This is a genomic window from Luteimonas sp. GW821-FHT14E02 (genome assembly GCF_058803905.1).
The window spans coordinates 12,422-38,830 of sequence record NZ_JBXAPK010000008.1; the positions used below are offsets into that span (position 1 = coordinate 12,422).

The 26,409-nt window shown below is 64.1% G+C and carries 24 protein-coding genes and 1 tRNA gene; 13 read left to right on the plus strand and 12 right to left on the minus strand.

The window, feature by feature from the left end; all coding sequences use genetic code 11:
- Positions 1-31: 31 nt before the first annotated feature.
- From AC1RNP_RS13800 to AC1RNP_RS13815, 4 genes are all read right to left on the minus strand, one after another.
- A complete protein-coding gene (locus AC1RNP_RS13800; RefSeq protein WP_493051850.1) occupies positions 32-2,557 on the minus strand; it encodes a TonB-dependent receptor plug domain-containing protein in 2,526 nt (841 codons plus the stop codon).
- 381 nt (positions 2,558-2,938) lie between these two features.
- On the minus strand, positions 2,939-4,366 hold the full coding sequence (locus AC1RNP_RS13805) for an aldehyde dehydrogenase family protein (protein ID WP_493051851.1): 1,428 nt from the start codon (positions 4,364-4,366) through the stop codon (positions 2,939-2,941).
- 103 nt (positions 4,367-4,469) lie between these two features.
- Complete coding sequence (xseA, locus tag AC1RNP_RS13810; protein ID WP_493052010.1) at positions 4,470-5,810, minus strand: exodeoxyribonuclease VII large subunit; 1,341 nt, start codon at positions 5,808-5,810, stop codon at positions 4,470-4,472.
- Between the two features lie 67 nt (positions 5,811-5,877).
- Positions 5,878-6,168: a DUF2218 domain-containing protein gene (locus AC1RNP_RS13815; protein WP_493051852.1), complete on the minus strand. Its 291-nt coding sequence runs from the start codon at positions 6,166-6,168 to the stop codon at positions 5,878-5,880.
- Positions 6,169-6,389: 221 nt separating this feature from the next.
- On the opposite strand from AC1RNP_RS13815, the gene AC1RNP_RS13820 reads away from it, so the two are divergent.
- The 3 genes from AC1RNP_RS13820 (at position 6,390) to AC1RNP_RS13830 (ending at position 8,859) form a co-directional block, all read left to right on the plus strand.
- The gene (locus AC1RNP_RS13820) at positions 6,390-6,770 is read left to right on the plus strand and encodes a DUF4180 domain-containing protein (protein ID WP_493051853.1); all 381 of its coding nucleotides are present in this window, start codon (positions 6,390-6,392) and stop codon (positions 6,768-6,770) included.
- 84 nt (positions 6,771-6,854) lie between these two features.
- Positions 6,855-8,132, plus strand: coding sequence for a flavodoxin-dependent (E)-4-hydroxy-3-methylbut-2-enyl-diphosphate synthase (gene ispG / locus AC1RNP_RS13825; RefSeq protein ID WP_493051854.1), 1,278 nt, complete (start codon positions 6,855-6,857; stop codon positions 8,130-8,132).
- 28 nt (positions 8,133-8,160) lie between these two features.
- On the plus strand, positions 8,161-8,859 hold the full coding sequence (locus AC1RNP_RS13830; protein WP_493052011.1) for a phosphatase PAP2 family protein: 699 nt from the start codon (positions 8,161-8,163) through the stop codon (positions 8,857-8,859).
- Positions 8,860-8,862: 3 nt separating this feature from the next.
- Here the strand turns inward: AC1RNP_RS13830 and AC1RNP_RS13835 are convergent, their stop codons facing one another.
- The 8 genes from AC1RNP_RS13835 to AC1RNP_RS13870 all read right to left on the minus strand — a co-directional run bounded on the left by AC1RNP_RS13835 (position 8,863) and on the right by AC1RNP_RS13870 (position 17,260).
- Positions 8,863-9,480 (minus strand): hypothetical protein, encoded by a 618-nt coding sequence (locus tag AC1RNP_RS13835; RefSeq protein ID WP_493051855.1) that lies wholly within the window; start codon positions 9,478-9,480, stop codon positions 8,863-8,865.
- A 50-nt stretch (positions 9,481-9,530) separates the two neighbouring features.
- On the minus strand, positions 9,531-10,961 hold the full coding sequence (locus tag AC1RNP_RS13840; RefSeq protein WP_493051856.1) for a pectin acetylesterase-family hydrolase: 1,431 nt from the start codon (positions 10,959-10,961) through the stop codon (positions 9,531-9,533).
- A gap of 265 nt (positions 10,962-11,226) precedes the next feature.
- Positions 11,227-12,138 carry a DMT family transporter gene (locus AC1RNP_RS13845; RefSeq protein WP_493051857.1) on the minus strand — a complete coding sequence of 304 codons (912 nt, stop codon included), beginning with the start codon at positions 12,136-12,138 and terminating at the stop codon, positions 11,227-11,229.
- Between the two features lie 104 nt (positions 12,139-12,242).
- Positions 12,243-13,295 (minus strand): UDP-N-acetylmuramate dehydrogenase, encoded by a 1,053-nt coding sequence (murB, locus tag AC1RNP_RS13850; RefSeq protein WP_493051858.1) that lies wholly within the window; start codon positions 13,293-13,295, stop codon positions 12,243-12,245.
- On the minus strand, positions 13,292-14,350 hold the full coding sequence (locus tag AC1RNP_RS13855) for a quinone-dependent dihydroorotate dehydrogenase (protein WP_493051859.1): 1,059 nt from the start codon (positions 14,348-14,350) through the stop codon (positions 13,292-13,294). The genes murB and AC1RNP_RS13855 overlap by 4 nt, the downstream gene beginning before the upstream one ends.
- A 266-nt stretch (positions 14,351-14,616) precedes the next feature.
- Complete coding sequence (locus AC1RNP_RS13860) at positions 14,617-15,390, minus strand: class I SAM-dependent methyltransferase (protein WP_493051860.1); 774 nt, start codon at positions 15,388-15,390, stop codon at positions 14,617-14,619.
- A gap of 133 nt (positions 15,391-15,523) precedes the next feature.
- Positions 15,524-17,059 carry an L-piperidine-6-carboxylate dehydrogenase gene (gene amaB, locus AC1RNP_RS13865; protein WP_493051861.1) on the minus strand — a complete coding sequence of 512 codons (1,536 nt, stop codon included), beginning with the start codon at positions 17,057-17,059 and terminating at the stop codon, positions 15,524-15,526.
- A 124-nt stretch (positions 17,060-17,183) separates the two neighbouring features.
- Positions 17,184-17,260: transfer RNA gene (locus AC1RNP_RS13870), tRNA-Arg, on the minus strand.
- Between the two features lie 138 nt (positions 17,261-17,398).
- On the opposite strand from AC1RNP_RS13870, the gene AC1RNP_RS13875 reads away from it, so the two are divergent.
- From AC1RNP_RS13875 to AC1RNP_RS13920, 10 genes are all read left to right on the plus strand, one after another.
- Entirely contained in the window at positions 17,399-17,704 is a 306-nt protein-coding gene (locus AC1RNP_RS13875) for a hypothetical protein (RefSeq protein WP_493051862.1), read from the plus strand.
- Positions 17,705-17,766: 62 nt separating this feature from the next.
- Complete coding sequence (locus tag AC1RNP_RS13880; RefSeq protein ID WP_493051863.1) at positions 17,767-19,449, plus strand: type IV secretory system conjugative DNA transfer family protein; 1,683 nt, start codon at positions 17,767-17,769, stop codon at positions 19,447-19,449.
- 430 nt (positions 19,450-19,879) lie between these two features.
- Positions 19,880-20,320, plus strand: coding sequence for a hypothetical protein (locus AC1RNP_RS13885; RefSeq protein WP_493051864.1), 441 nt, complete (start codon positions 19,880-19,882; stop codon positions 20,318-20,320).
- Between the two features lie 76 nt (positions 20,321-20,396).
- Positions 20,397-21,323, plus strand: coding sequence for a VirB8 family type IV secretion system protein (locus AC1RNP_RS13890; RefSeq protein WP_493051865.1), 927 nt, complete (start codon positions 20,397-20,399; stop codon positions 21,321-21,323).
- A 21-nt stretch (positions 21,324-21,344) separates the two neighbouring features.
- Entirely contained in the window at positions 21,345-22,103 is a 759-nt protein-coding gene (locus AC1RNP_RS13895) for a TrbG/VirB9 family P-type conjugative transfer protein (protein ID WP_493051866.1), read from the plus strand.
- Positions 22,100-23,371 (plus strand): TrbI/VirB10 family protein, encoded by a 1,272-nt coding sequence (locus AC1RNP_RS13900; RefSeq protein ID WP_493051867.1) that lies wholly within the window; start codon positions 22,100-22,102, stop codon positions 23,369-23,371. The genes AC1RNP_RS13895 and AC1RNP_RS13900 overlap by 4 nt, the downstream gene beginning before the upstream one ends.
- 21 nt (positions 23,372-23,392) lie before the next feature.
- Positions 23,393-24,427: a P-type DNA transfer ATPase VirB11 gene (virB11, locus tag AC1RNP_RS13905; RefSeq protein WP_493051868.1), complete on the plus strand. Its 1,035-nt coding sequence runs from the start codon at positions 23,393-23,395 to the stop codon at positions 24,425-24,427.
- 213 nt (positions 24,428-24,640) lie between these two features.
- A complete protein-coding gene (locus AC1RNP_RS13910; protein WP_493051869.1) occupies positions 24,641-25,534 on the plus strand; it encodes a lytic transglycosylase domain-containing protein in 894 nt (297 codons plus the stop codon).
- 22 nt (positions 25,535-25,556) lie between these two features.
- Positions 25,557-25,985 carry a TrbC/VirB2 family protein gene (locus tag AC1RNP_RS13915; protein ID WP_493051870.1) on the plus strand — a complete coding sequence of 143 codons (429 nt, stop codon included), beginning with the start codon at positions 25,557-25,559 and terminating at the stop codon, positions 25,983-25,985.
- Complete coding sequence (locus AC1RNP_RS13920; RefSeq protein WP_493051871.1) at positions 25,978-26,298, plus strand: VirB3 family type IV secretion system protein; 321 nt, start codon at positions 25,978-25,980, stop codon at positions 26,296-26,298. The genes AC1RNP_RS13915 and AC1RNP_RS13920 overlap by 8 nt, the downstream gene beginning before the upstream one ends.
- Positions 26,299-26,409 lie beyond the last annotated feature (111 nt).

Genomic DNA, 26,409 nt, shown 5'->3' on the forward strand with positions numbered 1-26,409 from the left:
CCGCCGCGGGCACGTGACGCGGATCAGTGGATCAGAACCTGAAATCGAGCTTGGCGTAGTAATAGCCGCCGTTCGTACCGAACGGCAGCGTTTCCCAGCCGTACTTGAAGCCGAGCTGCGGGAACGGAGCGCCCTCCACCGGATCCCACTTGTCCGGATAGGCATCGAAGACGTTGTTGGCGCCGATGGTCAGCTTGAGGCTGTCGTTGAAGCGATAGCCGACCGCGATGTCGCCGAGCCATTCGCCGCCCCAGGTTTGCTTGATGCCGGGCGTGAAGCCTTCGCCGGACACGCTGCCGAAATAGTTGGCGCGTGCCAGGAAGCTCCAGTCGCCGACGGTGTAGACGCCTTGCAGCACGTGGTGGGCGCGCGGCTGGCCTTCCTCGATCAGCGTGACCTGGGTATCGTCGAAGAGCCTGTCGGGCGGCAGGATCGCCGATTGCGACTTGCGCTTGGTCACTTCGGTCTTGTTCCAGTGCAGCAGGGCGGTCAGGTCGAGGCGCGAGCTGTCGCCGAATTCCATGCTGTGCTCGGCGACGATGTCGATGCCCTGCGTCTTGGTATCGATCGCGTTGGTGAAGAACAGCACCTGTCCGACGCCGAGCGGACTGAGGATGTTGGCGATCGGGCAGTTCGGATCGCCGGGGCCTGCGCAGGTCGACTCCGGCACGATGTTGCTGGAGAAGATGATGCGGTCGTCGATGTCGATGCGGAACACGTCGACGGTGAACGTGGTGTTCTCGTTGGGCTTGAAGACCACGCCCAGCGTGCCGCTGACAGACTCTTCCTCCTTCAGCGGCTGGATGCCGAACGCGCGCGTCACCTCGCTGTCCTGGCGCGCGGTCAGCGTATCGACGAGCACGCCGCTGGGATCGAGGTTGGTGGAGCGCTGGCTGTAGAACAGCTGTTGCACGCCCGGCGCGCGGAAACCGGTGGCGAGGGTGCCGCGGATCGCGAACTTTTCGGTGGCGTCGAAGCGCAGCGACAGCTTGCCGGTGGTGGTGGTGCCGAAATCGGAATAGTCCTCGAAGCGGACGGCCGCGCCGACCAGGAAGCGCTTGGTCAGCCGCGACTCTGCGTCGAGATAGACAGCGTAGTTGTGGCGTCCATCATCGACGGCTTCGGTCGGCGAGAAGCCTGGGAAGCCCTGCATGCCGGGCTGCGCCGTTTCGCCGGCCTGCCCGAGAATCGGAATGCTGCGATCGTTGGTGCGCCCATAGGTGTAGGAGACGGGATCGCCGGGCGTGATCTTGTAATCGTCCTTGCGGTATTCGACGCCGGTGGCCAGATACAGCGGTTCCTCGCCGATGCCCCAGTTGATCGGGCCGCGGAAATCGAGGTTGAAGGTGGTCTGATCGGCCTGCAGCGTGCCGGTGTCGGCGCTGGTCGGCGATTGCCGGTACAGGCACGCCTCGGGATTTTCGGGCACGCATGCGACGCCTGGAATCGGTTCGTACCACCAGCTGACGTTGACCGAGTTCGATTCGACGAATCCGAACTTGTTGCGTCCCTTGTTCACCGAAACGTCCCAGTTCCAGCTTTCGCCCAGCGGCGCGCGATAGCCCAGCGCCAGCGAAGTGTCTTCGACCGTGGTGAGGATGTTGGGCAGGAAGCCGTCGGGATAGAGGTCGGGCACGGTGCGGTTGTCGCCGGCGCTGCGGAAGAAGCCGGACGAATCGCCCTTGCGCTTGGAGTAGCCGCCGAACCAGTACAACTCGCCCTTGCCGATCGGCAGGCCGCCGTTCAACCACAGGTAGGCGTCCTTGGCGTCGGCGTCGCCGAGCCGTTGCGTCACGCGCGGCGGGTCGACGCGCAGTGAGTCGGGGCCGGCGCGATTGGTCTCGCCGCGATCGCGGTATTCGAAGGTGAAATTCAGGAAGCCGTCGTCGGCGAGCGCGAAGCCGGTGTTGATGCCGCCGTGCATCACTTCGCCGTCGCCAGCATAGGTCTGTCCGATTTCAAACGAACCGGACGTGTCGGTACTGCGCTTGAGCACGATGTTGATCACGCCGGAAATCGCGTCGGAACCATACTGCGCCGCGGCGCCGTCGCGCAGCACTTCCACGCGTTCGATCGCCGAGATCGGAATCGCGTTGATGTCGGTGCCGGCCGAGCCGCGACCGATCGTCTGCTGCACATTCACCAGCGCCTGCTGATGGCGGCGCTTGCCGTTCACCAGCACCAGCACCTGGTCGGGGCCGAGTGCGCGCAGCGTGGCGGGGCGGAGGATGTCGGTGCCGTCGCTGACGAAGGTGCGGGAGAAGTTGAAGCTCGGCTCCAGCATCTGCAACGCCTGACCGACTTCCTGCACGCCGGCCGCCTGCAACTGCTCGCGGCTGATCACGTCCACCGGCGCCGGCGCTTCCGCGGCGGTGCGGTTGCGCGCGCGCGAACCGACGACCTCGATCACATCGAGATTCGTGGTCTTGGCTTCCTCGGCGGGTTGAGCCGGTTCCTGCGCCCGCACAGCGGCGGGCATAGCGGCAAGCAGGGCGAGACTGAGTGCACTCAACGGCACTAGCGCGCGTGCAGTCGTGGCATGGCGTTTGAAGGTCATATCGGCTCCCGGTGGCGACGCACGCAATCGCTGGCACCCGGATGAGCGCTCTCCCCGCGATTACGACGTTGTTGTATCTGGATCCCCCGGGGCGGCTTGTAGCATCAGCACGCCGGATTGTGAAGCTTCGATGACGCGTATGGATGCGTGTGCGTTTGCAGCAATCGAGCGAAATGCCGATTACAGAGCGCGGACCTTGAAATGAAAGCAGGCACGAGAACGCGGACAGCGCGTGCGATGAAGTGCACGGATGTCAAAACATTGCCAAGTGTCTCGTTCCGCACGCGACGCCTTGCGGCGTCGAGTGACGAAGAACGTCGATTGGATCGTTCGATCGTGTGAAGGAAATGTGTAGACGAGCCGCGCCGAATTCGTTCCGGGTCAGCTTCGGATCACCAGCAGACGCGGCTCGCTCATGTCCTCGATCGCGTAACGCACGCCCTCGCGGCCGACGCCGGAATCCTTCACGCCGCCGTAGGGCATGTTGTCGACGCGGAAGCTGGGCACATCGCCGACAATCACGCCGCCGACCTCGAGCCCGTCCCAGGCGCGCATCGCGTGTGCGATGCGGCCGGTGAAGACGCCAGCCTGCAGACCAAAGTCGCTGTCGTTGACGCGGGCGATGGCGTCCTCGAAATCGTCGAAGGATTCCAGGCAGGCGACCGGGCCGAAGGCTTCCTTGCGATAGAGATCGGCATCGCGCGGCACGTTCTCCAGCAGCGCCGCCGGCAGCAGGTTGCCGATGCGCTCACCGCTGACGAGCACTTTCGCGCCGCCTTTCTTCGCCGCCTTGATCCAGGATTCGACGCGCTGCGCGGCGGCTTCGTCGACCATCGGGCCGATGAAGGTCTTTTCATCGCGTGGATCACCGGATTTCAATTTGGCGACGGCAGCCTTCAATTTCTTGCGCAGCTTCTCGTACACGTTGGCGTGGGCGAGGATGCGCTGCACACTGATGCAGCTTTGTCCCGACTGGTAGTAGGCGCCGAACACCAGGCGATCGACCAGGGCATCGAGATCGATGCCCGGATCGTCGTCGATGATGCAGGCGGCGTTGCCGCCGAGTTCCAGCGTGACCTTCTTCTTGCCGGCGCGCGCCTTCAGGTCCCAGCCGATCAGGCCGCCAGTGAAGCTGAGCAGCTTGATGCGTTCGTCCTCGACCAGCAGGCTGGCGTCCTCGTTGCTGCAGACCACGACCGAGAACGCGCCGCTCGGCAGATCGGTCTCGGCCAGGATCTCGCCGATGATCAACGCGCCGATCGGTGTTTTCGGCGCCGGTTTCAGCACGAACGGGCAGCCGGCGGCGATCGCGGGCGCGACCTTGTGCGCGACCAGGTTCAACGGGAAATTGAACGGCGTGATGAAGGCGCACGGGCCGATCGGCACGCGCTTGACCAGGCCGCGGTAGCCGCGGGTGCGCGGGGAGATTTCCAGATCGATGATCTCGCCGCCGAGGCGGGTCGCCTCGCCAGCGGCGATGCGGAAAGTGTCGATCAGGCGCGTGACTTCGCCGCGCGCGTCCTTGATCGGCTTGCCGGCCTCGATGCACAGCGCCAGCGCCAGCTCCTCGAAGCGTTCCTGGAAACGGCGCACACAGTGTTCGAGCACGTCGCGGCGCGCGTCGTGCGGCATCGCCGCCATCGCAGGCGCGGCCTTGTGCGCCGCCACGATTGCCTTGCGCACGGCCACCGCGTCGGCGAAGGCGACGCGTGTCGCGCGCTTGCCGGAGTATTTGTCGAGCACCTCGAGATCGGTGTTGGCGGCGACCGCCTTGCCGGCGAGATAGTAGGGATAGCGTTTCTTCAGCATGGGGGATTCGCTCTGCGTGCCGGCGACGCGACTTGATGCACAGGATCGCGCATGCGGCGTGAAAGATCGGTTGCTTGACAGTGACGTGGCGCGTTGTTGTGCATCAGGATTCGGATTCCACGCGCACGCGCAGGCGGCCATCGCTCAGGCGCGCGTCGAGACGATCGCCGGGTCGCGCATCGCCGACGACGCGCACCACGCGGCCATCCTCGTGCTGCAGGATTGCGTAGCCACGTGCCACGGTCGCCAGCGGGCTGACGGCCTCCAGCGAGCGCGCCACGCCGCGCAGGCGCAGCGCTTCGCGTTGCAATTGCCGCGCGATGGCCGCTTGCGGTCGCGGTGCGAGCGCGGACAGGCGATCGCGCAGGATCGCGAGGCGCCGGCGCGGATGCATCGCGCGCAGCACGGCATCGGCATGACGCAGCGTGGCGTTGTCGCGATCGACACGGGTGCGCCAGGCCGCCGACAGGCGCCGGATCGCCTCGCGCTGGCGCTCGCGCAGCGCCTGCAGGCGTGCCTGCGGGCGCAAGGCATTCAGCCGCAACGCGGCGCGGTCAGCGCGCTGTATCGCCGTGCGCATCTGGTGCAGATGCAGGGTTTGCAGACGCCGGTTGAGGTTGGTGAGTTGCGAGAGCAGGTCGCGACGATCGGGCGCCAGCAGTTCCGCCGCGACCGACGGTGTCGGCGCGCGCAGGTCGGCAGCGAAATCGGCGAGGGTGAAATCTGTTTCGTGGCCGACCGCGGACACCACCGGTATCGGCGATGCGGCGATCGTGCGCGCCAGCGTCTCGTCGTTGAAGGCCCACAAGTCTTCCAGCGATCCGCCGCCGCGGGCGAGCAGCAGCGCGTCGTAGCGGTTTGATGCCGCCGCGCGTTTCAGCATTGACACGATCTGTGCCGCCGCCGTCTCGCCTTGCACCGGCACCGGCAGCACGTCCACGTCGAGCAACGGGAAGCGTCGTGCCAGCACGCTCAGCACGTCGCGCACGGCGGCGCCGCTCGGCGAGGTGAGCACGCCGAGCCGGCGCACGTAGGCGGGCAGGGGGCGCTTGCGTTCGGTATCGAACAGGCCTTCGGCCTGCAGCTTCGCGCGCAGTTCCTCGAACGCGCGGCGCAGCGCGCCTTCGCCGGCTTCCTCGAGCGAATCGAGGATCAGCTGATAGTCGCCGCGCGCTTCATAAAGCGTGAGCCGCCCGCGCGCCAGCACGCGCAGGCCTTCGCGTGGCTGGAACCGCAGCCATTGGCTCTTGGGCTTGAACAGGGCGCAGCGCACCTGGGCGCGCGCGTCCTTGAGCGTGAAATAGAGATGGCCCGAAGCCGGTCGCGACAGGTTTCCGAGTTCGCCTTCCACCAGCACGAGCGGGAAGGCGTCCTCCAGCAGATTGCGCGCCAGCGCGTTGAGCTGGCTGGGCGTGAGCACGTTGTCGCGGTCGGGAGGCGGCATCATCACGACAGCCTAGACCACGCGGCCGCTGGCGTCATGTTTCAGGGGCATGCTCGCAGGGCACGCTTCAAGAGACGGCGGACCACGCGATGGTCAGGGTTTCGCCGCGTGCCATGCGGTTCAGGTGTTCGGCGACGACGTCCTGCAATCGCGCGGCATGCGCGGCGTCCGCGGTTTCGATGGCGGCCACCAGCGTCTCGTCCGTGGCGTTCAGGCGCACGCGGGTCTGTGCGTCGAAGGCGATGTCGCCGTGGCCTTCGCTGGATTCCGCTGGAAACTTGTGGCTCCAGTGGGCGCACAGGCGCTTGATGAGGCGGGCGCCGTCGACGGTGGAAATGGTGGCGGAAGTCGTGGCCATGCGTGGCTCCTGGGGGAGGTCGAGCTTCTGTATCTGGGCAGGATCGAGGATTGCAAGGCGGCTGGTGCGCCGAGGCTGCGGGAAGCTGCGTTGCAGGCCTGGGGTCATGATCCGGGTGATCCGCCTGCGTCGGGCGCCCTACGGCACGCATTGGTACAGCCCGCGCGGGGCATGATGGCGGGTAAAATGCCGTCAGGCGGCATCCTGAGCCGTGGAACACCATGTCCGACCTCGATCAGAGCGCAGTCCAGAAGGCGATCCTCGCCGCGAGCGATCATGCGATCTTCATTCGGTCGTCCGGAGACGTCTCCGACGCGCTGGGGGCCTGCTTCGGCGCGCGCGGACTGATCCTGACCGAGGACCGGTTGTCGAGGGAGTTCTTCGAACTCGGGACCGGTCTGGCTGGCGAACTGTTCCAGAAGTTCGTCAACTACCGGATTCCCCTCGCGATCGTGATCGAAGATTTCTCCGCGCATGGGCTTCGTTTCTCGGAACTCGCCCGCGAGCACGAGACGCACGGTGCGGTTCGCTTCGTCCGTTCGACCGAGGAGGCGAGAGCATGGTTGGAATCCTTGTCGCAGCGGGAGATGCTGTTCTCGTGATCCGCAGCCTTTCACCGAAGCCGGAACCCTCGCACGGCGCCATTTGATCGACGCCATTTGATCCAGATAACGATCCAGAGACCCATGTCAGCCCAGCCCTTGCCCTGCCACCAGGAATCGCTACCGGCCTTCGGCCCGCAGCCGCGCCGCGCCACGCGTCAGGTGCATATCGGCGGCGTCGCCGTCGGTGGCGATGCACCGGTGGTGGTGCAGTCGATGACGAACACCGACACCGCCGATATCGCGGGCACCGTCAAGCAGGTGGCCGAGCTGTGGCGCGCCGGTTCCGAACTGGTGCGGGTGACGGTGAACAATCCCGAATCCGCCGCGGCGGTGCCGAGAATCGTCGAGAAGCTGGCGATGATGGGGATAGAAGTCCCGATCATCGGCGACTTCCACTACAACGGCCATCAGTTGCTGACCCACGAGCCGGCCTGTGCCGAGGCGCTGGCCAAGTACCGCATCAATCCCGGCAACGTCGGCTTCGGCAAGAAGAAGGACGTGCAGTTCGCGCAGCTGATCGAATTCGCGATGCGCTACGACAAGCCGGTGCGCATCGGCGCCAACTGGGGTTCGCTGGACCAGGCATTGGCGGCGCAATTGATGGATGAGAACCACCTGCGCGCCGTGCCGTGGGACGCCGGCCGCGTGCTGCGCGAGGCGCTGATCAGGTCCGCGCTGGATTCGGCGGCGCGCGCGGTCGAACTTGGTCTGCCGGCGGAGCGCATCGTGCTCAGCTGCAAGGTCAGCGGCGTGCAGGAACTGATCGCGGTGTATCGCGATCTTGCCTCGCGTTCCGACTTCGCGTTGCATCTGGGCCTGACCGAGGCCGGCATCGGCAGCAAGGGCATGGTTGCTTCCAGCGCCGCGCTGTCGGTGCTGCTGCAGGAAGGCATCGGCGACACCATCCGCATCTCGCTCACGCCGGAGCCTGGTGCGCCGCGCACGCAGGAAGTCGTGGTGGCGCAGGAGCTGTTGCAGACGCTGGGGCTGCGCGCGTTCACGCCGATGGTAACGGCGTGTCCGGGCTGCGGGCGCACCACGTCGGAGTTCTTCCAGGAACTGGCCAAGGTCGTGCAGCAGCACGTGCGCGACAAGATGCCGGAATGGAAGGTGAGCCATCCGGGCGCGGAAAATCTGACGCTGGCGGTGATGGGCTGCGTGGTCAACGGCCCCGGCGAGTCGCGGCACGCCAACATCGGCATTTCGTTGCCAGGCACCGGTGAGGCGCCGGCGGCGCCTGTGTTCATCGACGGCGAGAAGTCTGTGACCTTGCGTGGCGAGAACATCGCGCACGAGTTCGTGGGCATCATCGACGACTACGTCGAGCGCAAATACCGCCGTGCCGAAGCGGCCGGTTGATCCATCCCTGCTTGATCGGCACTCGGTCCTGCGTGAGGAAGCGCAGGTCGGGGCCAGCTTCCTGCGTCGCTATGGCTGGCGGCTGTTGCTGCTATTCGCCGGCGTGCTGTTGCCGCTATGGCTGTTCGTCGAGCTGGCCGACGAAGTGCACGAATCCCAGGCGTTCGTGTTCGACGAGCCGATCCTGCTGTTCGCGCACGAGATCGCGCGATCGGGATTCGATCGCGTGTTCCTGCTGTTCTCCGCACTGGGCTATCAGTACGGCGTCGTGCCCATCGACATCCTTCTCGTGTTGGTGCTGGCGGTGCGCAGAAGGTTTCCCGAAAGCATCTTCGCGGCCGCGGCGCTCGGCGGCTCGGCGCTGCTGAACCTCGCGACCAAGCAGATCTTCGCGCGTGAACGTCCCAGTCTGTGGGAGTCGATCGCGCCGGAAAGCAACTACAGCTTCCCCAGCGGCCATGCGATGGGTTCGATGACCCTGGCGCTGGTGCTGATTCTCCTCGCCTGGCCGACGCGCTGGCGCTGGTGGGCGGTGGCGGCGATGCTCGTGTTCGTGCCGATGGTCGGGCTGTCGCGCATCTATCTGGGCGTGCATTACCCGTCGGACATCCTGGCCGGCTGGGCCGCGGCGGCGGCGTGGGCGGTTGGTGTGTATTCGCTGGTGTTCAGGGGCGGCGTGCTGCCCTGGAAGATGCGAGCCAGTCGTCAAGCCGCGTCGGCCGATTGAGGGTTACTGCTTGTAAGCCTGCTCGCGTGCCTGTTGCAGTCGCTGCCGCAGATATTGATCGCGGGTCAGTCCGCCGGGAATCTCGCGCATGGCCATCACCTCGGCGACGATCGCGCGTTCTTGCGATTTGTAATCCTGGAACTGCGGATCGTGCTGCAGCTGCGAGTTCCACTCGGCCTGGCGACGTTCCGCATTCTGGCGATATTGCTGCACCAGCGCGGAGATCTGTTCGGCACGTTCGACGTTATCGGGCACATTGGCCTCGATCAGGCTGGCGCGCAGCAGCATCGCTTCGCCGGCGGAAAGCTCCTTCGATTTCTCGTAGGCATCGATCCAGGCCGTGTAGACGCGGGTGAATTCCGAACGCTTCACGGGGCTCATGCGTGGCGCGTCGCGCAGGAATTGCTTGATGTTCGCCTCGAACGCCTTGCGGGCGCGCATGTCCTGCGCCTGTGGCGTGGCTTCCAGGGCGGCCAGTTCTGCGTTGGCGGGGGCTGGGGCGGTTGGGGCGCTGGCCGCCGCGGCTGCGGGCGCCTTCGGGAGCTTCGATTGTGCGATTGCCCAGATCACCCCGCCAGCAGCGATGGGTATCAACAGGTATCCCAGAAATCCGCGTTTCATATGTCCTCGTGCGAAGGCGGGAGGCGCCCGCCTTCGCACGAGCGTCCGCATCAGAGCAATTGATCGATGAGCCAGTAAAGCAGATTGAACGGCTTATTGCGATCGGCGGTGTCGTCGGCTTCGGAGGCGTCCAGCACCTTGCCCTGGCCGTCCAGCACGCTGTCGATGAAGTTCTTCAGCTGCAGATTCTGCGCCTGGATGTCGCCGTTCTTGAAGTCGATGATGGTCGTGCAGTGGCTTTCATTCACGGCGCGGTACTGCGGGAAATAGCCGCCGAAGTTGTCGAGCCCGTCCAGCGTGAAGCGCAGGTTCCCGGTGTCGACGAACCATTTGCCGTGGATCAGCTGTTCCTTGGTGGCCTGGTCCGGGGCGTTCTCGATTTCAGGATAGAACCGCTCGTAGGAATAGCTGGAGAAGTTCAGGTCCTGCCAGAAGTGGGTATGGCCGAGCCGATCCTGCGCGAACTTGGACGACAGCGCCGGATAGATCGTGCCGAGATCGTTCTGGTCGAGTAGCGGCAGCAGGCTGGCCAGGTACGGCACGGGGCCGTTCGGCGCGTCCAGGCCCCAGGCGCTGCGGATCTTCAGGTTGAGCGGCTGCGAGGGATACTGCTGCGGATCACCGTTGACGGGCGCGGAGTACACCGGGCCGGAGTCGTCGATCAGGAAGCCCTTGTCCGGCGCGATGTCGCTGCGCAGGCCGACGTAATTGGTCAGGCTGCCGACGCCGCCGGCGCTGCAGCCGGTGGAGAGCATCTGCGTCGGACGCGGCAGGTTGTCCTTCAGCCACGCGGTCACCGCGCGCACGTTGCGCAGGCCGTTGTGGTGCCAGATCAGCGGTGCGTTCTGTCCGGTGGGGTCATCGTAGACAGTGACCTTGTCGCCGCTGTAGATGTCGCCGGTGCAATAGGGCACATAGATCATGTTCCACTGCTGCGTCTTCACCGAATCGAACGGGCTGATGCGCGTCACGAACGGGCTGACCAAGCTGGATCCCGGATTGAGCAGGCTCATGTAATCGTCCGGAATGCCATTCGGATTGCGCGCGCCGCGGATGCCGGTCGCGCCGGTGCAACTGCCGTAATCCCAGCAGGCGCCGCCGCCTTCCATGTAGACGATCGTGTTGCGCGTGTTGGCGACGCGGTTGACGAAGAACTTGTACGGCGAACCGTTGCCGCACACCGCGCCGGTGCCGGGCGCGAGCTGGACCGTCTGCCAGGTGCCGTAGGCGCCCGGATCGAAACCGTCGGCGAATCCCGACGTTGGATTGCTCAGCAGCGGATAGGTGCCTTGTCGCTGCTCCGGCTTCACCTTGTTGTCGGCCGGTGGCGGCGAGACCAGGTTGACCAAGGTCTGCCAGACACTGTAATCGCCTGCTTCAGCCTGCGCCGATTGCGCGGCGAACACCGTGACGGCGGCGGTCGCCAGGACCAGGGGCAAATGCTTGGGCGCGCGCTGCTGCTGCAGCTTACCGATAGCCATGATCCACACCTCCTGAAATGGATTGAATGACGAATTGCGATGACACGGATGGTGTTGCAATCCATTGCTGCATCCGTCTTCGTACGGCGATGACGCTTCGTACGGCGGCGTATGGAGTAGCACCGCGTTTGTGAAGGGGTCAATCACAAGATGCCCGGAATGAGCGAGGTGGCCGGAAATGCCACGCTCTCTTGCCGGTTTGCCCCCCGAAAGTAGTCATGTTGCAACGCGGGAATTCGTGCGCTGCAACATGATTTTGCGGCGACTACTCGCCGGGTTTGGCTGCTTCCACGGGCGCGGCGGTAGCCGCACGCTGCGCCAGCACCGCTTCGCGATGGGCGATGTAGGCGTTGGCGATGAAGATGATCGCCGCGCCGATGAGGGTCGCACGGCCAAGTGCTTCGTCGAAGAACAGCCAGCCGGCGAAAGCGACGATGGGCAGCTGCATGAAGCTGATCGGCGTCAGCGCCGACACGTCGCCGAGCTTCAGCGCACGTGTCCACAGCAACTGGCCGCCGGTGCCGAACACGCCGGTGCCGATCAGCCACAGCCAGGCGATGCCGCTCGGCCATTCCCAGACGAACAGCGCCGGCACGAACGACAGCGGCACCCAAAAAAGATAGGTGTAGAACACGATCGTGTCGGCGGGATCGATGGCCGAGAGCTGCTTGATCTGGATCGCCACCACCGCGCTCAGCACGGCCGCGAGCACCGCCACCAGGCTGCCGGCGGTGAACGCGTGCGACCACGGCTGCACGACCACCAGCACGCCGATGAATCCCACGCACACCGCCGCCCAGCGCCGCATGCGCACGGTCTCGCCGAGCCAGAGCACGGCGGCGATGGTGACGAACAGCGGTGTGGAATAGGACAGCGAAATCGCCTGCGACAGTGGCAGATGGCCGATGGCCCAGAAGCCGGCCAGCATCGATCCGATGCCGATCGCGCTGCGTAGCAGGTAGCGTGGCAATTGCCGCGTGCGTGGGAAGCCGCGCGCGCCGCGCAGCAGCAATGGCAGCAGCACCAGCAGGCCGAAGGCGTTGCGGAAGAAGGCGATCTCAAACGTCGGCAGCGACTGCGAGGCGAAACGGATGGTGATCGCCATCAGGCCGAACGAGAACGTGCTCGCCAGCATCAGCAATGCCGCGCGGATGGGAGTAGGCAGGGGAGGGGACATCAAAGGATCGTTTGGTTTCGGTTCGCGATGCCTGCGGCGCAGGATCGAGGTTGTTCTTGTCTGTCTGTTCTTCGCGATCCGTGGCGTGCCTCAATCCAGAGTTCTCAGTCCCAGATGCCTTGTACGATGCGCGGCTCCGGTTCCAGAGACACGCCGAAGCGTTCCCGCACCGAGGCCGCGATGCGACGGGCGAGGCCGAGCAACTGCGCACCCGTGGCGTGGCCGTGATTGACCAGCACCAGCGCGTGTTTGTCGGACACCCCGGCATCGCCTTCGCGCACGCCCTTCCAGCCGCAGCGATCGATCAGCCATGCCGCCGACAGCTTGCGCGTGTCCGCGCCGCTGCCGGGGAACATCGGCAGCGAAGGATGCTCCGCCTGCAAGGCTTCCGCGAGCGCGAGCGGTACGATCGGATTCTTGAAGAAGCTGCCGGCATTGCCGATCACGGCCGGGTCGGGCAGTTTGCGGCGGCGGATGCGGATCACGGCCTCGGCGACCTGCGACGCATTCGGTACGGTGATGCCAGGCGCGATTCCCATTGCGGCGAGTTCGTCGCGCAAGCCCGCGTAGTCGAGCGCGGGCGCGGCCTCGCGCGTGAGGGCGAACTCGACCGCCGTGACAATCCAGCGCGTTGGATCGCGTTTGAACGCGCTGTCGCGATAGGCGAAGGCGCAGTCTTGCGGCCTCAGCCGTTGCAGCGTGCCGCTCGCGCGTTCGAACGCTTCGACGCAATGGATGCGCGTCTCCACTTCCACGCCGTAGGCGCCGATGTTCTGGATCGGCGCCGCGCCGACGGTGCCGGGGATCAGTGCGAGGTTTTCCAGCCCGCACAGGCCGTGCGACAGCGTTTCCATGACGAAGCGATGCCATTCGACGCCGGCGTCGGCGCGCACGATGATGTGATCGCCTTCCTCGCCGAGGATGTTGATCTGCTGCGCATCGATCGACAGCACGGGAATGTCGGGATCGCCGGCGAAGAGCAGGTTGCTGCCGCCGCCGAGTACGAGCGGCGCGGCGCCGGCCAGTTCGTTGACGAACAGTAACGGCAGGGCGGCGGTGTCCTGCACCTCGACCAGCAGCGGTGCCCGCACGGCGACGCCGAAGGTATTGCGCCGAGTGAGATCGGCGTCCGCGAGCAGTCGATAGCCTGCCGTCATTGCACGATCGGCAGATTGCCGCGGCTGGGACTTTCCTTGCGACGCCGGATTGCGGCATTGCATTCGCCGATCAACCCTGGCCCGCGATAGATCAGGCCGGTGTAGCACTGCACCAGCGTCGCGCCCGCGGCCATCTTCTGCACCGCGTCGGCGCCGGAGAGGATGCCGCCGACGCCGATCAATGGGATCTCGTCCGGCAGGCGCGTGCGCAGCATGCGCAGTACCGCCGTCGATTTCTCCATCAGCGGTGCGCCGGACAGGCCGCCGGTCTCGCGCGCGAGCGGGTGCGACTGCAGGCCCGGGCGCATGACGGTGGTGTTGGTGGCGATCACGCCGTCGACCTGCAGATCGGCGAGCACCCGCGCGGCGGCGGCGATGTCGTCCTCGGACAGATCGGGCGCGACCTTCACCAGCATGGGCACGCGCTTGCCATGCTTGCTGCCGAGGCGTTCCTGTGCTTCGCGCAACGCGCCGACCAGGCGGCGCAGGGCCTGTTCTTCCTGCAATTCGCGCAAGCCGGCGGTGTTGGGCGAGGAGATGTTGACGGTGACGTAGTCGGCGAGCGGATAGACCCGCTCCAGGCAATACAGGTAATCGGAAACGGCCAGCTCGTTCGGCGTGTCCTTGTTCTTGCCGATGTTGATGCCGAGCAGTCCGAGCTTGCGCCGCGCTCGCCCCACGTTGGCGATCAGGGCGTCGACGCCATCGTTGTTGAAGCCGAGCCGGTTGATGATCGCGCGCTGCTCGGGCAGGCGGAACATGCGCGGGCTTGGATTGCCAGGCTGCGCCTTCGGCGTCACCGTGCCGACTTCGACGAAACCGAAGCCGAGCGCGAGCAGGGCGTCGATGTGCGCGCCATTCTTGTCGAGACCCGCGGCGAGACCGACCGGGTTGGGGAAGGTGAGGCCGAAGGCGCGCGTGGGGAACGGTGTCGGCTTGCGCGCCAGCAGCGGCGTCATGCCGGTGCGGTAGGCGGTTTCGAGCGAAGCCAGGCCGAGTCCGTGCGCGCGCTCCGCGTCGAACCCGAACAGGAAGGGGCGGGCGAGTCTGTACATCAGGGGCTATCAACCGCTATGAAAGGGGTCGCGCCGGGGCTGCGGGCGTGCGAGGCAAGGAAGAACGAAGGCGCGTATGTCGATACGCAACGGAGTGACGCCGCCGCATCGCGCGCCCGCAGCCCCGGCCCTTCTGGTTGCTTCTCAATGGCCGCCATGCGGCGCCGCACGGCTTGGCCTTGCAGGCAGCAAGGCGCGGTGCCGCGCGACACCACCTGACGGCCATTGAGAAGCAACGCGACCCCTTTCATAACGGTTGATAGCCCCTAGTTCAGCGTGCCCACGAAGACGCGAGTCTGATAGTCGAAGTCGACGCGGCCATCGGTCGCGGTCTCGTCGAATAGCTTCTGTAATGCGGCGATCATCGCCTCGAAGCGCGGGTGCCCCGCTTGCGGCGCGTATGAGGATGACAACAAGCGTCCGCGCAGGCCGTCGAAATCGATGCGCTGGCGGTTCGGAAACCGCGCCATGCCATGGAAGCCGGCGCCGAACCAGCGCTGCATCGTCTCGTCGTCCTGGTAGCGCTCGGCGACCCCGACGTAATCGGTGCCGAACTCGCGCAGCAGGCGTTCGTAGCCTTCCAGGAACGGCGAGCCTTCAAGAAGCCGCGAGTTCCAGTAGACGACGGCGAGTCCATCCGGACGCAGGATGCGCGCCCATTCGGTACGCACCTTGCCGGGATCGAACCAATGGAAGGCCTGCGCGGCCGAGACCAGATCGATGCTGCCATCGGCGAGCGTGGTGGCTTCGGCGGTCGCCGCTGCCCATTGCAGGTTCGGAAAGTCCTTCAGCCACTCGCGCGCCGCCTCACGCATCGCCGCGTTCGGCTCGACGCCGGTCACCGCATGTCCCGCCTCGAGCCACATGCGCGTGGAAATGCCGGTACCCGCGCCGATGTCGGCGACGCGCCATCCCGCATCCACTCCCTCGGCCTGACGCAGCCAGTCCAGCAGTGCCGGCGGATAGCCCGGCCGATAACGGACGTAGTCGTCGACGCGGCTGCTGAAACGTTCGGTGGGAGCGGGGGAGGCGTCTGTCATGGCCTGTCGGCTTCACGTCCTGTGTTGTCTGCGAGTTTGCGTGCGGGCGTGGCGGCTCATGTTTTTGAGCCGCCTCGCACCCTGATGCTTCCTTGCATGTGAATGGGACGATATGTCAGGCACGGTCGCCGCGTCAAAGATCGAACTTGATGCCCTGCGCCAGCGGCAACGCGTCCGAGTAGTTGATGGTGTTGGTCTGGCGGCGCATGTAGGCCTTCCAGGCATCCGAGCCGGATTCGCGGCCGCCGCCGGTTTCCTTCTCGCCGCCGAAGGCGCCGCCGATCTCCGCGCCGCTGGTGCCGATGTTGACGTTGGCGATGCCGCAGTCCGAACCCGACGCGGCGAGGAAGGCTTCCGACGCCTTCAGGTTGGTGGTGAAGATCGCCGACGACAGGCCCTGCGGCACGTCGTTCTGCTGGGCGATGGCGTCGTCCAGATCGCGATACTTCATCACGTACAGGATCGGGGCGAAGGTTTCGGTCTGCACCACCTCGGCGTCGTTCGACAGGCCGGTGACGATGGCCGGCAGCACGAAGTTGCCCTTGCGGTCGGTCAGCGCCTTGCCGCCGCTGGCGATGGTGCCGCCCGCGGCCTTGGCCTTCTCGATCGCGTCCAGGTAGGCCTTCACGGCATCCTGGCTGTTGAGCGGACCCATCAGGTTGGCCGGGTCGGTGGGATCGCCGATCTTCTTCTCGACCTGGCCGTAGGCCTTGACCAGCTTGTCGAGCACATCGTCATGGATCGACTCGTGCACGAACAGCCGGCGCGTGGTGGTGCAGCGCTGGCCGGCGGTGCCGACGGCGCCGAACACGATGGCCGGAATGGCGAGCTTCAGGTCGGCGGTCTCGTCGACGATGATGGCGTTGTTGCCGCCGAGCTCGAGCAGCGAGCGGCCCATGCGCTGCGCCACGCGTTCGCCGACGTTACGGCCGACCTTGGTCGAGCCGGTGAAGCTGATCAGCGGGATGCGGCGGTCGTCGACGAAGTTCTGCGCGAGTTCCGTGCCGGCATCGTTGAAGAGGTAGAAGAGGTCCGGGAAGCCGCCCTTGCGCAGGGCTTCGTTGCAGATCTTCATCGCCGCGATCGCCGACAGCGGCGTCTTCGGCGAGGGCTTCCAGATCGAGATGTCGCCGCACACGGCCGCGACGAAACTATTCCAGGCCCACACCGCGACCGGGAAGTTGAACGCGCTGATGATGCCGACCAGCCCGATCGGATGCCATTGCTCGTACATGCGATGGCCGGGGCGTTCGCTGTGCATGGTCAGGCCGTAGAGCTGGCGCGACAGGCCGACGGCGAACTCGCCGATATCGATCATCTCCTGCACCTCGCCGTCGCCTTCCGGCTTCGACTTGCCCATCTCCAGCGCGACAAGCGAACCCAGCGCGTCCTTGTGCGTGCGCAGCGCCTCCGCGCACAGGCGGATCGCCTCGCCGCGGCGCGGCGCGGGCGTGGTGCGCCAGATCTTGAACGCGGCCTGCGCGCGGCCGATCAGCGTTTCGTAGTCGGAGTCCGACGACGCCTGCACCTTCGCCAGCACGCTGCCGTCGGTCGGGTTCACTGGTTCCAGCACGCCGGCATCGGTGGTCTTCGACCATTCGCCGTTGCCGAGATAGGTGCCGGACTCGTTATCGCCGAGGCCGAGAGCGGTGAGGACAGGGTGGGTCATGCGGGGGAACTCCTGAAAACTGGGGGACGGGGCACGAAAAACGAACGGAGAGGGGCGAATGACGAGTCGGCACGTCGTGCGGCGTTCTCTCGTTTCGCTTCTCTCCGCGCGTTTCCGGCTTGACTGGCGCCCCCGGCGCGATTCGAACGCACGACCTTTCCCTTAGGAGGGGAACGCTCTATCCAGCTGAGCTACGGGGGCTTGGCCTGCAATTTTCGCATGAACGTCATTGATCCGGGAACCAAAGCACGGAATCGGCGCAGGCATGACCGGGTTGTGACAGGTGGCAAGCCGTGGCGGTCGGGTACTATCATCCCTCGATCCAAGGAGGACGACCCGATGACGGAATACAGACACCCCATCCTCATCAAAGGCGGGTATCAGGTCATGGCCATCACGGAAGGCCGGGAATACGATCCGAGCGCGGTCGTGGCCTATGCGGTGGTGACCCTGTCCGGCGCCAAGATCCGGCACGAGTTGTCGATCGACAGCGCCATGAACTGGATGGACCGGCTGGTCGACGAGGAAGCGCAACGGCAGGAACACGAGAAAGAACGTCCGTCGACGGAGCGCCCGAACAAGCGGCGGTCCTCGAAGCGGGCGGGGAAGGGCGCGGGCCGCAAGCTGCTGCGGTTCCTGGGCTAGAGTTCCTGGATTAGGAACAGACAACGAGCGGGTAGCACGGCACCAAGATCGGGGGCGATACGTTGAAGGGCAAGATCATTTTCGCGGCAGTGCTGGGACTGCTGACGTTTTTCGTCGGACTTTACCTGTCCGGATATCTCACGCTTCTGTTCCTGAAGCTGAACTCCGGAATCATGAAGTGGAACACCTACTGGACCTACTTCCGGGCGCTCGACCTGCCATCGGTCAAGCCCTACGTCACCAAGATCAAGCTCGCCGGCGGGATCGGCTTTGGTCTGCCGTTCCTGGCCTACGCTGCGATGCTGGTCCTGATGTTCAAGCCCAAGCCGCGATCCACGCATGGCGAGGCCCGCTTCGCGACTGGGGGTGATCTTGCCAAGAAGGATCTGCTCAAACCGTCCAAGAACGGCATCGTCGTCGGCAAGTTCAAGGGCAATCTGGTCCGCCTGGGCGGCCAGCAGTTCGTGATCCTTGCCGCCCCGACGCGCTCGGGCAAGGGCGTGGGCATCGTCATTCCGAACCTGCTCGACTACCAGGAATCGATGGTGGTGCTGGACATCAAGCAGGAGAACTTCGACCTCACCTCCGGCTGGCGCAAGTCGGTCGGTCACGAGGTCTTCCTGTTCAACCCCTTCGCCGAGGACCGGCGCACGCATCGCTGGAATCCGCTGACCTACGTGTCCAACGATGCGGCCTTCCGCGTCTCCGACCTGATGAGCATCGCGGCGATGCTGTATCCGGATGGCTCGGACGACCAGAAATTCTGGGTGAGCCAGGCGCGCAATGCCTTCATGGCGTTTTCGCTGTACCTGTTCGAAAACTGGGACGACGAGCAGCAGACCGGTTTCCCCGGCACGCATGGCACGCCCACGCTGGGCGCGATTTACCGCCTGTCTTCCGGCGACGGCACCGATCTCAAGAAATACCTCACCGGGCTGTCGCAGCGGCGCTTTCTCAGCAGCAATGCCAAGAGCGCCTTCGCGAACATGCTCTCGCAGGCGGACGAAACCTTCGCCTCGATCATGGGCACGTTCAAGGAGCCGCTCAACGCCTGGATCAACCCGATCCTCGACGCCGCCACCGCCGCCGACGACTTCCGTCTGGATGAGGTGCGGAAGAAGAAGATGACGATCTACATCGGCATCCAGCCCAACAAGCTGTCCGAGTCGCGGCTGATCATCAATCTGTTCTTCAGCCAGCTCATCAACGTCAACACCAAGGAACTGCCGCAGAACAACAAGGAACTCAAGCATCAGTGCCTGCTGCTGATGGACGAGTTCACCTCGATCGGCAAGGTCGACATCATCGCCTCGGCGGTGTCGTACATGGCCGGCTACAACGTCCGCCTGTTGCCGATCATCCAGAGCATGTCGCAGCTGGACGCCACCTACGGCAAGGACGTTTCGCGCACCATCATCACCAACCACGCCCTGCAGATCATCTATGCCCCGCGCGAGCAGCAGGACGCCAACGATTATTCGGAGATGCTGGGCTACACGACCTTGCACAAGCGCAACCGCTCGCGCTCGCACGGCCAGTCCGGAAGCGTGACGATCAGCGAAGCGGAAGAGCGCCGTGCGCTGATGCTGCCGCAGGAACTCAAGGCGATGGGCTTCGACAGGGAGGTGTTCCTCTACGAAGGCATCCCGCATCCGGTGATGTGCGACAAGATCAAATACTTCAAAGACAAATATTTCACAGAGAGACTTCTGCCCAAAACAGAAGTGCCCAAGCTCACGTTCTGAGATGGGTGTCAGTCCGAGGCGCGGTTTAACGATAAACACATCTTGACCGCGCGTTACGTTCCGGGCTAACTTCTCCTGAACAAACCCGAATGCATCGTGATGGTCATCACGATTTTCGCGGATAGGACGTCATGGGGCGAACAAGGAGCCGGTTCGGCGGGGGTGTTGAGTGGTGTCTTCAAATGCGGCCGTGACAGTGGTCGCAGTAACAGGGAATCGTTGTCAGGCGGGGAAGGCATATGGGTAGCTTTGTGCGCGCGGGTGTGACACCCCCATTGACGCGTGAACTCCCGGGGAGTATCTGTTCTTCCCTCATTCATTTTTGTCCAGAATCCGTTGGGGCGGCTCGTTTGAGCCTGCTTGGCGGGTTTCCGCTGCGCACGCCGAGCGGGCGCATGTCGGTCACTTCAACCTCATCGATTGGTGAAGCGTGAAACGTAGAACTTCCTTCCGCTTTCTTGTGCTTGCTGGCGCGGCGATCGCGTTGCTGGGATGCGCGACGCGCCCCGCCCCCGATTTCCACGGACGTTGGAAGCCGGTGAATCATTTCTCGGAAACCACCGAGGCGATCCCGCTGCAGCAGACGTATGCCTTCTATGCCTCTCCGATGGATGGCACCTTGAAGAACATGCTCACCCGGTGGGCCAGGGATTCGAAGCTGACGCTTTCGTACCTGCATCCCTACGACTTCACGCTGTACGCGCCTCTGGCCGACCTGCGCACCAGCAATCTGCAGGAGGCCGTTTCCGCGCTCAACACCGCCTATGCGGCCGAGCACGTGTCGGTGACGACCGACGGCAGGCAGATCGTGGTGCGGGCGACGACAGCGTCGGCCGATCAGACTCCACCGCCTGCCGCCGAGACGCCGTGATGATCGAAGGTTTCGATTCGCGGACAGAGCGCGCACGCGGCTCCGCGTTCGTCATTTTCATGGGGGATGACGCATGATGCGGCGAGAGAAAAAACAGACGGCGAAGACCGGGGAGATCGTCTCGAAGTCGGTTGACTTCGAAGTGACCATCGCCGATGTCGCGCGTCGCAGTGAAAAGCGCGCCTGGTGGACCGCCTTCAGCGCGATCCTGATGGCGCTGATCCTGGCCTGCGGCTATTTCCTCATGCTGCCGCTGAAGGAGAAGGTGCCGTATCTGGTGATGGCAGACGCCTACACCGGTACCAGCACGGTCGCCAAGCTGCGCATGGATTTCAACACCAACACGATCTTCAGCAGCGAAGCGATCAACAAGAGCAACGTGTCCCACTTCGTGGTGGCGCGTGAATCGTTCGATCGCGACAACCTGATCCGCAGGCGCGACTGGACCACCGTCAACGCGATGGCGGCGCCGAGCATCAGGCAGGTCTACAGAAGCCTGTTCGATCGCAGCAATCCGGAAAATCTGTTTACTGTTTACCCAAGTAACGAGGCGATCCGCGTCGTTCTCATCAGCGTGCAGCTGGCTGGCACGCCCAAGATTCAGGTCGGCAAGGACGCGCCGCAGAGCAGTGCGACGGTGCGCTTCCAGCGCCTCCTCTTCAATAAGGAGAACGGCACTTCCAAGGTGCTCGACACCAATATCGCTGCGATCCAGTTCACCTACCGGGATGACCTGGAGATGGAAGAGCCGCTTCGTATGGAAAACCCGCTCGGCTTCTGGGTGACAGGCTATCGCGTCGACAAGGAGTTCATTGCTTCCCCACCGCCGCAACAGATTGAGGAAACCGCGATGATGCCAGCTGATGCCGCCACTCCTGCGGGCGCGGCCGTGACGGATCCGGCAGCGGCGGCGAATCCCGCGGCTCCCGGAACTCCAGGAACAGTGAATCCCGCTGCTCCTGCCGCAAATCCCGCCACCACACCACCCCCGCCGAGTCCTTGATATTTAATGGAGCAACATTCGATGAATCGCCCCAGTAGACATTACCTGGCAGGGATTTTGGTCCTGGCCATGGCCTGCGTGGCGCAGCCAGTCGGCGCGCAGGCCATCCAGGAATACGAATACGCGGACAACACCATATACACGATCCGGACTGGACTCGGTATCACGACGCAGATCGAACTGAGCAAGGACGAACAGATCCTGGACTACAGCACTGGCTTCACCAGCGGCTGGGAACTGACGCGTCGCGACAACGTCTTCTATTTGAAGCCGAGGAACGTCGACGTCGACACCAACCTGGTCATCCGCACGGCCACGCATTCCTATGTGTTCGAGCTGAAGGTGGTCGCGACCGACTGGCGCGCACTGGAGCAGGCCAAGAATCAGGGCGTCCAGTACAAAGTCGTGTTCAAGTATCCCAACGAGACCAAGTTCGTGGCGGAGGCCGACGTCGCCCCCGAGATCAGCACCGAACTGCGTTCGGACAGGGAATACAACTTCAATTACGACTATGCCGTGCGCGGGAAGAAGCTGGCATGGCTGGTTCCGGCGAGCGTCTACGACGACGGGCGTTTCACGTACATCAGGATGCCCGATCTGAGCAAATTCCCAAGCGGCAATTTCCCGGCCGTGTATGGGCGTGAACGCAAGAACAGCGAAGATTTCGTCGTCAACACCACGGTCGAGAACAACATCATCGTCGTTCACGGCATTTATCCGTTCTTGGTCATTCGTCACGGCAAGAACGTCATCGGCGTGCGCAGGAACCAAGCACAATGAACCAGAACATTCCTCCGAATCAGCCGGGCTCTCCTGAGTACGGATCGCCGCAGGGCGGTGGCTACGAGCAGCAGCCCTCGAACCCTTATTTGTCGCAGCAGGAGGCCGCGCCGCCCCCTGACCTGGACGCCAACGCGCCATTCCTGAAGTCGCCACGCGACCGCAAGGTGGACGCGAAAATGCTGATGTTCGTCGGTGCCGCGCTGCTGCTGCTGATCCTGCTGCTGTTCTTCATGTACAAGCGCGCGACCACCAGCGAAGACACGCGGGCGAAGCCGGATGATCAGGAAAAGGTCGCCGTTCCGGATCTGCCGGAAGTGCTCAATACACCACCGCCGCTGCCGCCGCCGGCACAGGAGCCGACGCCGCCGATCGGCCTTGTGCAGGAACCGCCACAACTTCCCCCGGCGTCTTACTCGCAGCAGCCTGGAATGGAAGGTCCTCCGCAGCCCATGGGTCCTTCGCTGACGGAGCGGCGCATCATGGGTATGGGAGCCGGTGGTGGTGAGCAGGGTGGAGGCGCTGGCGGTGGGGCCGATCCGGTCAGTGCTGCGATCGATCAGCAACTGGCAAGGCAGCAACAGGCCATGCAAGCAGCCGGCATCGGCGGTGCACCGCCGCCGCAGAAGGAGTCGCTGATCAGCAAAGCCGCCAATGCGCAGACGCTTCGCAATCCGGATACGCTGCTCGTGCGCGGAACCTTTATCCGCTGCGTGCTCGAAACCCGCATCATCACCGACATCCCGGGCTTCACGTCCTGCATCGTCACCGAGCCGGTTTACTCGATCAACGGTCGCAAGCTGTTGTTGCCGAAGGGCTCCAAGGTGCTGGGTGCCTACGACACGGATGCGAACGGGCCGCGCGTCGCCGTCATCTGGGATCGGATCATCACGCCGAACGGCTTCAACGTCACCATGAAGAGCCCTGGTGTCGACGGTCTCGGCAGCGCTGGTCATCCGGGCAAGTATGATGCGCACTGGCCAGCCCGCATGGCCTCCGCTCTGATGATCAGCCTGGTCGCGGATGCCTTCAAGTACGCGGCGGCCGAGCATGGGCCGACACAGAATGAGGTGTCGACCAGCGGCGTCATCGTGCAGTCTCCGTACGAGAGTGTGACCGCGAAGACGATGGAAAGGCTGGCCAATCAGGCCCTGACGAAGAGCATGAATCGTCCGGCCACGGTCACCATCAACCAGGGTACGGTGCTCAACGTGTATGTCGCGCAGGACGTCGATTTCGCCTACGTGCTGCCGAGAATCAATCGCTGATGTCGATGGGGATGGTCAGTAGTGGATGACGAGTCGCCGCTAGCGAAAGTTTCCAACGACTTTCTGGAGTATCAGTACCAAGTACTCGGAATCTTGGATTACATGGCTTCGCCGGATGTGACGGAAATCTGCATCAACCGTCCCGGCGAGGTGTATCTGGAAACCCGGAACGGCTGGGAGCGCGTCGAAGTACCGACACTCAACTTCGAACGCGCTCGCCAGTTCTGCACTGCCGTCGTCAACGAGAGCAATACCGGCCAGCGCATCACCGATACAGATCCGGTGGTGTCGCTGACATTCCCGACGGGGCAGCGCGCGCAGTTCGTCATCCCGCCCGCCTGCGATCCGGGAAAGGTTTCGATCACCATCCGCCTGCCGGCCAAGCAGACGCGGACGCTGCAGCAGTACCAGGACAGCGGTTTCTTCGACCAGATCCTCGAACAGAAAGGTACCGTCAGCGAGCACGACCGCGAATTGCTCGAGCTGCGTCGCGAGCGCAACTACGCCGAATTCTTCAAGAAGGCGGTCTCGTACAAAAAGAATGTCGTAGTGTCCGGCGCGACCGGCAGCGGCAAGACCACGTTCATGAAGTCGCTGGTGGAACACATCCCGGCGGACGAACGGCTGGTCACCATCGAGGACGCCCGCGAACTGTTCATCAGCCAGCCCAACGTCGTCCACTTGCTGTATTCCAAGGGCGGGCAGAGCACCAGCAACGTCACCGCGAAGAGCTGCATGGAGGCCTGTCTGCGCATGAAGCCGGACCGGATCATCCTGGCCGAGCTTCGTGGCGACGAAGCCTTCTACTTCATCCGTAACTGCGCGTCCGGCCATCCCGGTTCCATCACCAGCTGCCATGCCGGCAGTCCCAGCCAGACCTGGGATCAGCTCGCGCTGATGGTAAAGGCTTCCAACGAGGGGTCAGGTCTGGAGTTCAGCACGATCAAACGGCTCCTGATGATGACCATCGATGTCGTGGTGCACATCAAGGCGCATGCGGGCAGCCGCTATATCACCGGCATCGACTTCGATCCCGAGCGGAGCCTTACGGAATGAGTGCGCCTGTGACGTTCGTCTCGCCTCGGATTGCAACTCGTTGCAGAGGCGAAAACGTGCCTGTGAAGGCGTTCGTTAAGATTGACTTGTCAGATAAGCCGTGCATCATGTCGGAAAGGAATTTCCGGCGATGGGGTAGGGAACGTCCCAAGCGCCGGTTGTCGCTGTGCAAGGGCTTCGCTCTGCATCGACGGGGGAAGGAGTGGAGTGGCTATGTTGCCTGACATGGATCTTGCGAGTTGTCCGGGCTTGGCGGTTTCGATGGACGTCATGCACCATGTCGTGCGCGTCGAATCCTCGTACAACCCCTACGCCATCGGCGTGGTAGGCGGGCGCCTGGTCCGGCAGCCGAAGACGCTGCCCGAAGCGCTCGCCACCGTGCGCATGCTCGAGAGCCGCGGCTACAACTTCTCGCTCGGCCTCGCGCAGGTCAACCGCTACAACCTGGCCAAGTACGGCATCGGCTCCTACGAGCGTGCCTTCGAAGTCTGTCCGAATCTGCAGGCCGGCTCGCGCATCCTGGCGGAGTGCTACTCGCGCTCGAAGGGTGATTGGGGCAAGTCCTTCAGCTGCTACTACTCCGGCGATTTCCAGACGGGGTTCCGGCACGGCTACGTGCGCAAGATCTATGCTTCGATCCAGAGCGGTTGGACGGGTCGCAGCGTGGCCGTGGACCCCATGGCCATTCCGTTGGCGACGGATCCGGTGGCGCGCCGTGTTGCTGCCACGCAGACACCGGCTCCGGCACCCGCGGCGGCGTTCCAGGCGCCCGCGGCAAGCGCGCCGCAGGCGAACATGACCACGCCCGCGCAGCGGATGCCGGCTTCCACGTCCCGGTTGTCCGCGGTGTACGCGGCTCCTGTTCAAACGGCGCAAGCGCCTCAGGTTTCCGCGCCCGTCAATCCTAGTGTCACGTCTGTCAATTCCAGTATCCAGCCCAGTATCCAGAACCCCGAGACATTGGCCGCGGCGACGGCGGGACTCCCGCCAGCGCTGGATCGTCCGGTCATGCTCGGTGCCGAGGATCAGCCGCCGTCGCTGCAACCGGCGGTGGCCGCGTCCGCTGGGGCGGCCGCAACCGTTGTCGATAGTGCTTTTGTGTTTTGAGTTTCGCTACCTAGTGAGGCAAATGAATGCCTCGTTTCAACCCACCCAACAGAGGGATCAAGCAATGAAGTCATCCACCAACATGATCAACCAATCTCGCGCAAACGCCTGGACGAGGTTCGCCGTCGCCGCCCTGGTACTGCTGCCGATGTCGGTCTGGGCGCAGGACGAAGCGACGGGGCAGGCCGGTGCCGTCTGTTCGTTCCTGACCAACATCAACACGATCCTGAACATCGCTTCGATCGCGGTGGTGACCATCGCTATCATCTTCGCCGGTTACCAGATTGCTTTCGCGCACAAGCGCATCTCCGACGTCGCCCCGATCCTGATCGGCGCGGTGCTGATCGGTGGCGCGGCCCAGTTCGCCAAGATGATCCTCCCGGATACGATGACGAACGGTTGCGGCGTTGCCATGAACGTGCTCCAGAGCCTCCAGCCGATCTATGCATAAAAATGTAGTTTTCCGGGGATGTACCCGTCCCGCCATGTTGTTCGGCGTGCCCTACGTGCCGTTCGCGTTCGGCGTGGGCGGGGTCTTCCTGCTGGCGATCTACACCAACTTCTTCCTGTTGTTGCTGTGTCCCGTCGTCATCTGGGTCATGCGGATGATGGCCAAGCGCGACGAGATGATCTTCAGGCTGCTGGGGCTGCGTCTGCAGTTCAAGTTCCTGACGCGCAACCGCCAGTTCCACAATGGCATGTGGGTGTATTCGCCCAACCGGTTGCGTGACGAAAAAGACAACAAGAAGAAAAAGGGCAAGTAGTGGTTTCCCGGAACGCGATCCCCGGAAGGGTGTCGCGTTCCGGTTGCTTTACACGATTGATTTATACAACGCGATACAGAACGACGCCGCCACGGAGCTTTCCCGGTGCGG

Excerpts from the sequence above, each read along its gene's own strand:
- AC1RNP_RS13800 (WP_493051850.1), bottom strand. The coding sequence starts at position 2,557 with ATGACCTTCAAACGCCATGCCACGACTGCACGCGCGCTAGTGCCGTTG.
- AC1RNP_RS13805 (WP_493051851.1), bottom strand. The coding sequence starts at position 4,366 with ATGCTGAAGAAACGCTATCCCTACTATCTCGCCGGCAAGGCGGTCGCC.
- xseA (WP_493052010.1), bottom strand. The coding sequence starts at position 5,810 with ATGCCGCCTCCCGACCGCGACAACGTGCTCACGCCCAGCCAGCTCAAC.
- AC1RNP_RS13815 (WP_493051852.1), bottom strand. The coding sequence starts at position 6,168 with ATGGCCACGACTTCCGCCACCATTTCCACCGTCGACGGCGCCCGCCTC.
- AC1RNP_RS13820 (WP_493051853.1), top strand. The coding sequence starts at position 6,390 with ATGTCCGACCTCGATCAGAGCGCAGTCCAGAAGGCGATCCTCGCCGCG.
- ispG (WP_493051854.1), top strand. The coding sequence starts at position 6,855 with ATGTCAGCCCAGCCCTTGCCCTGCCACCAGGAATCGCTACCGGCCTTC.
- AC1RNP_RS13835 (WP_493051855.1), bottom strand. The coding sequence starts at position 9,480 with ATGAAACGCGGATTTCTGGGATACCTGTTGATACCCATCGCTGCTGGC.
- AC1RNP_RS13840 (WP_493051856.1), bottom strand. The coding sequence starts at position 10,961 with ATGGCTATCGGTAAGCTGCAGCAGCAGCGCGCGCCCAAGCATTTGCCC.
- AC1RNP_RS13845 (WP_493051857.1), bottom strand. The coding sequence starts at position 12,138 with ATGTCCCCTCCCCTGCCTACTCCCATCCGCGCGGCATTGCTGATGCTG.
- murB (WP_493051858.1), bottom strand. The coding sequence starts at position 13,295 with ATGACGGCAGGCTATCGACTGCTCGCGGACGCCGATCTCACTCGGCGC.
- AC1RNP_RS13855 (WP_493051859.1), bottom strand. The coding sequence starts at position 14,350 with ATGTACAGACTCGCCCGCCCCTTCCTGTTCGGGTTCGACGCGGAGCGC.
- AC1RNP_RS13860 (WP_493051860.1), bottom strand. The coding sequence starts at position 15,390 with ATGACAGACGCCTCCCCCGCTCCCACCGAACGTTTCAGCAGCCGCGTC.
- amaB (WP_493051861.1), bottom strand. The coding sequence starts at position 17,059 with ATGACCCACCCTGTCCTCACCGCTCTCGGCCTCGGCGATAACGAGTCC.
- AC1RNP_RS13875 (WP_493051862.1), top strand. The coding sequence starts at position 17,399 with ATGACGGAATACAGACACCCCATCCTCATCAAAGGCGGGTATCAGGTC.
- AC1RNP_RS13890 (WP_493051865.1), top strand. The coding sequence starts at position 20,397 with ATGCGGCGAGAGAAAAAACAGACGGCGAAGACCGGGGAGATCGTCTCG.
- AC1RNP_RS13895 (WP_493051866.1), top strand. The coding sequence starts at position 21,345 with ATGAATCGCCCCAGTAGACATTACCTGGCAGGGATTTTGGTCCTGGCC.
- AC1RNP_RS13900 (WP_493051867.1), top strand. The coding sequence starts at position 22,100 with ATGAACCAGAACATTCCTCCGAATCAGCCGGGCTCTCCTGAGTACGGA.
- AC1RNP_RS13910 (WP_493051869.1), top strand. The coding sequence starts at position 24,641 with ATGTTGCCTGACATGGATCTTGCGAGTTGTCCGGGCTTGGCGGTTTCG.
- AC1RNP_RS13915 (WP_493051870.1), top strand. The coding sequence starts at position 25,557 with ATGAATGCCTCGTTTCAACCCACCCAACAGAGGGATCAAGCAATGAAG.
- AC1RNP_RS13920 (WP_493051871.1), top strand. The coding sequence starts at position 25,978 with ATGCATAAAAATGTAGTTTTCCGGGGATGTACCCGTCCCGCCATGTTG.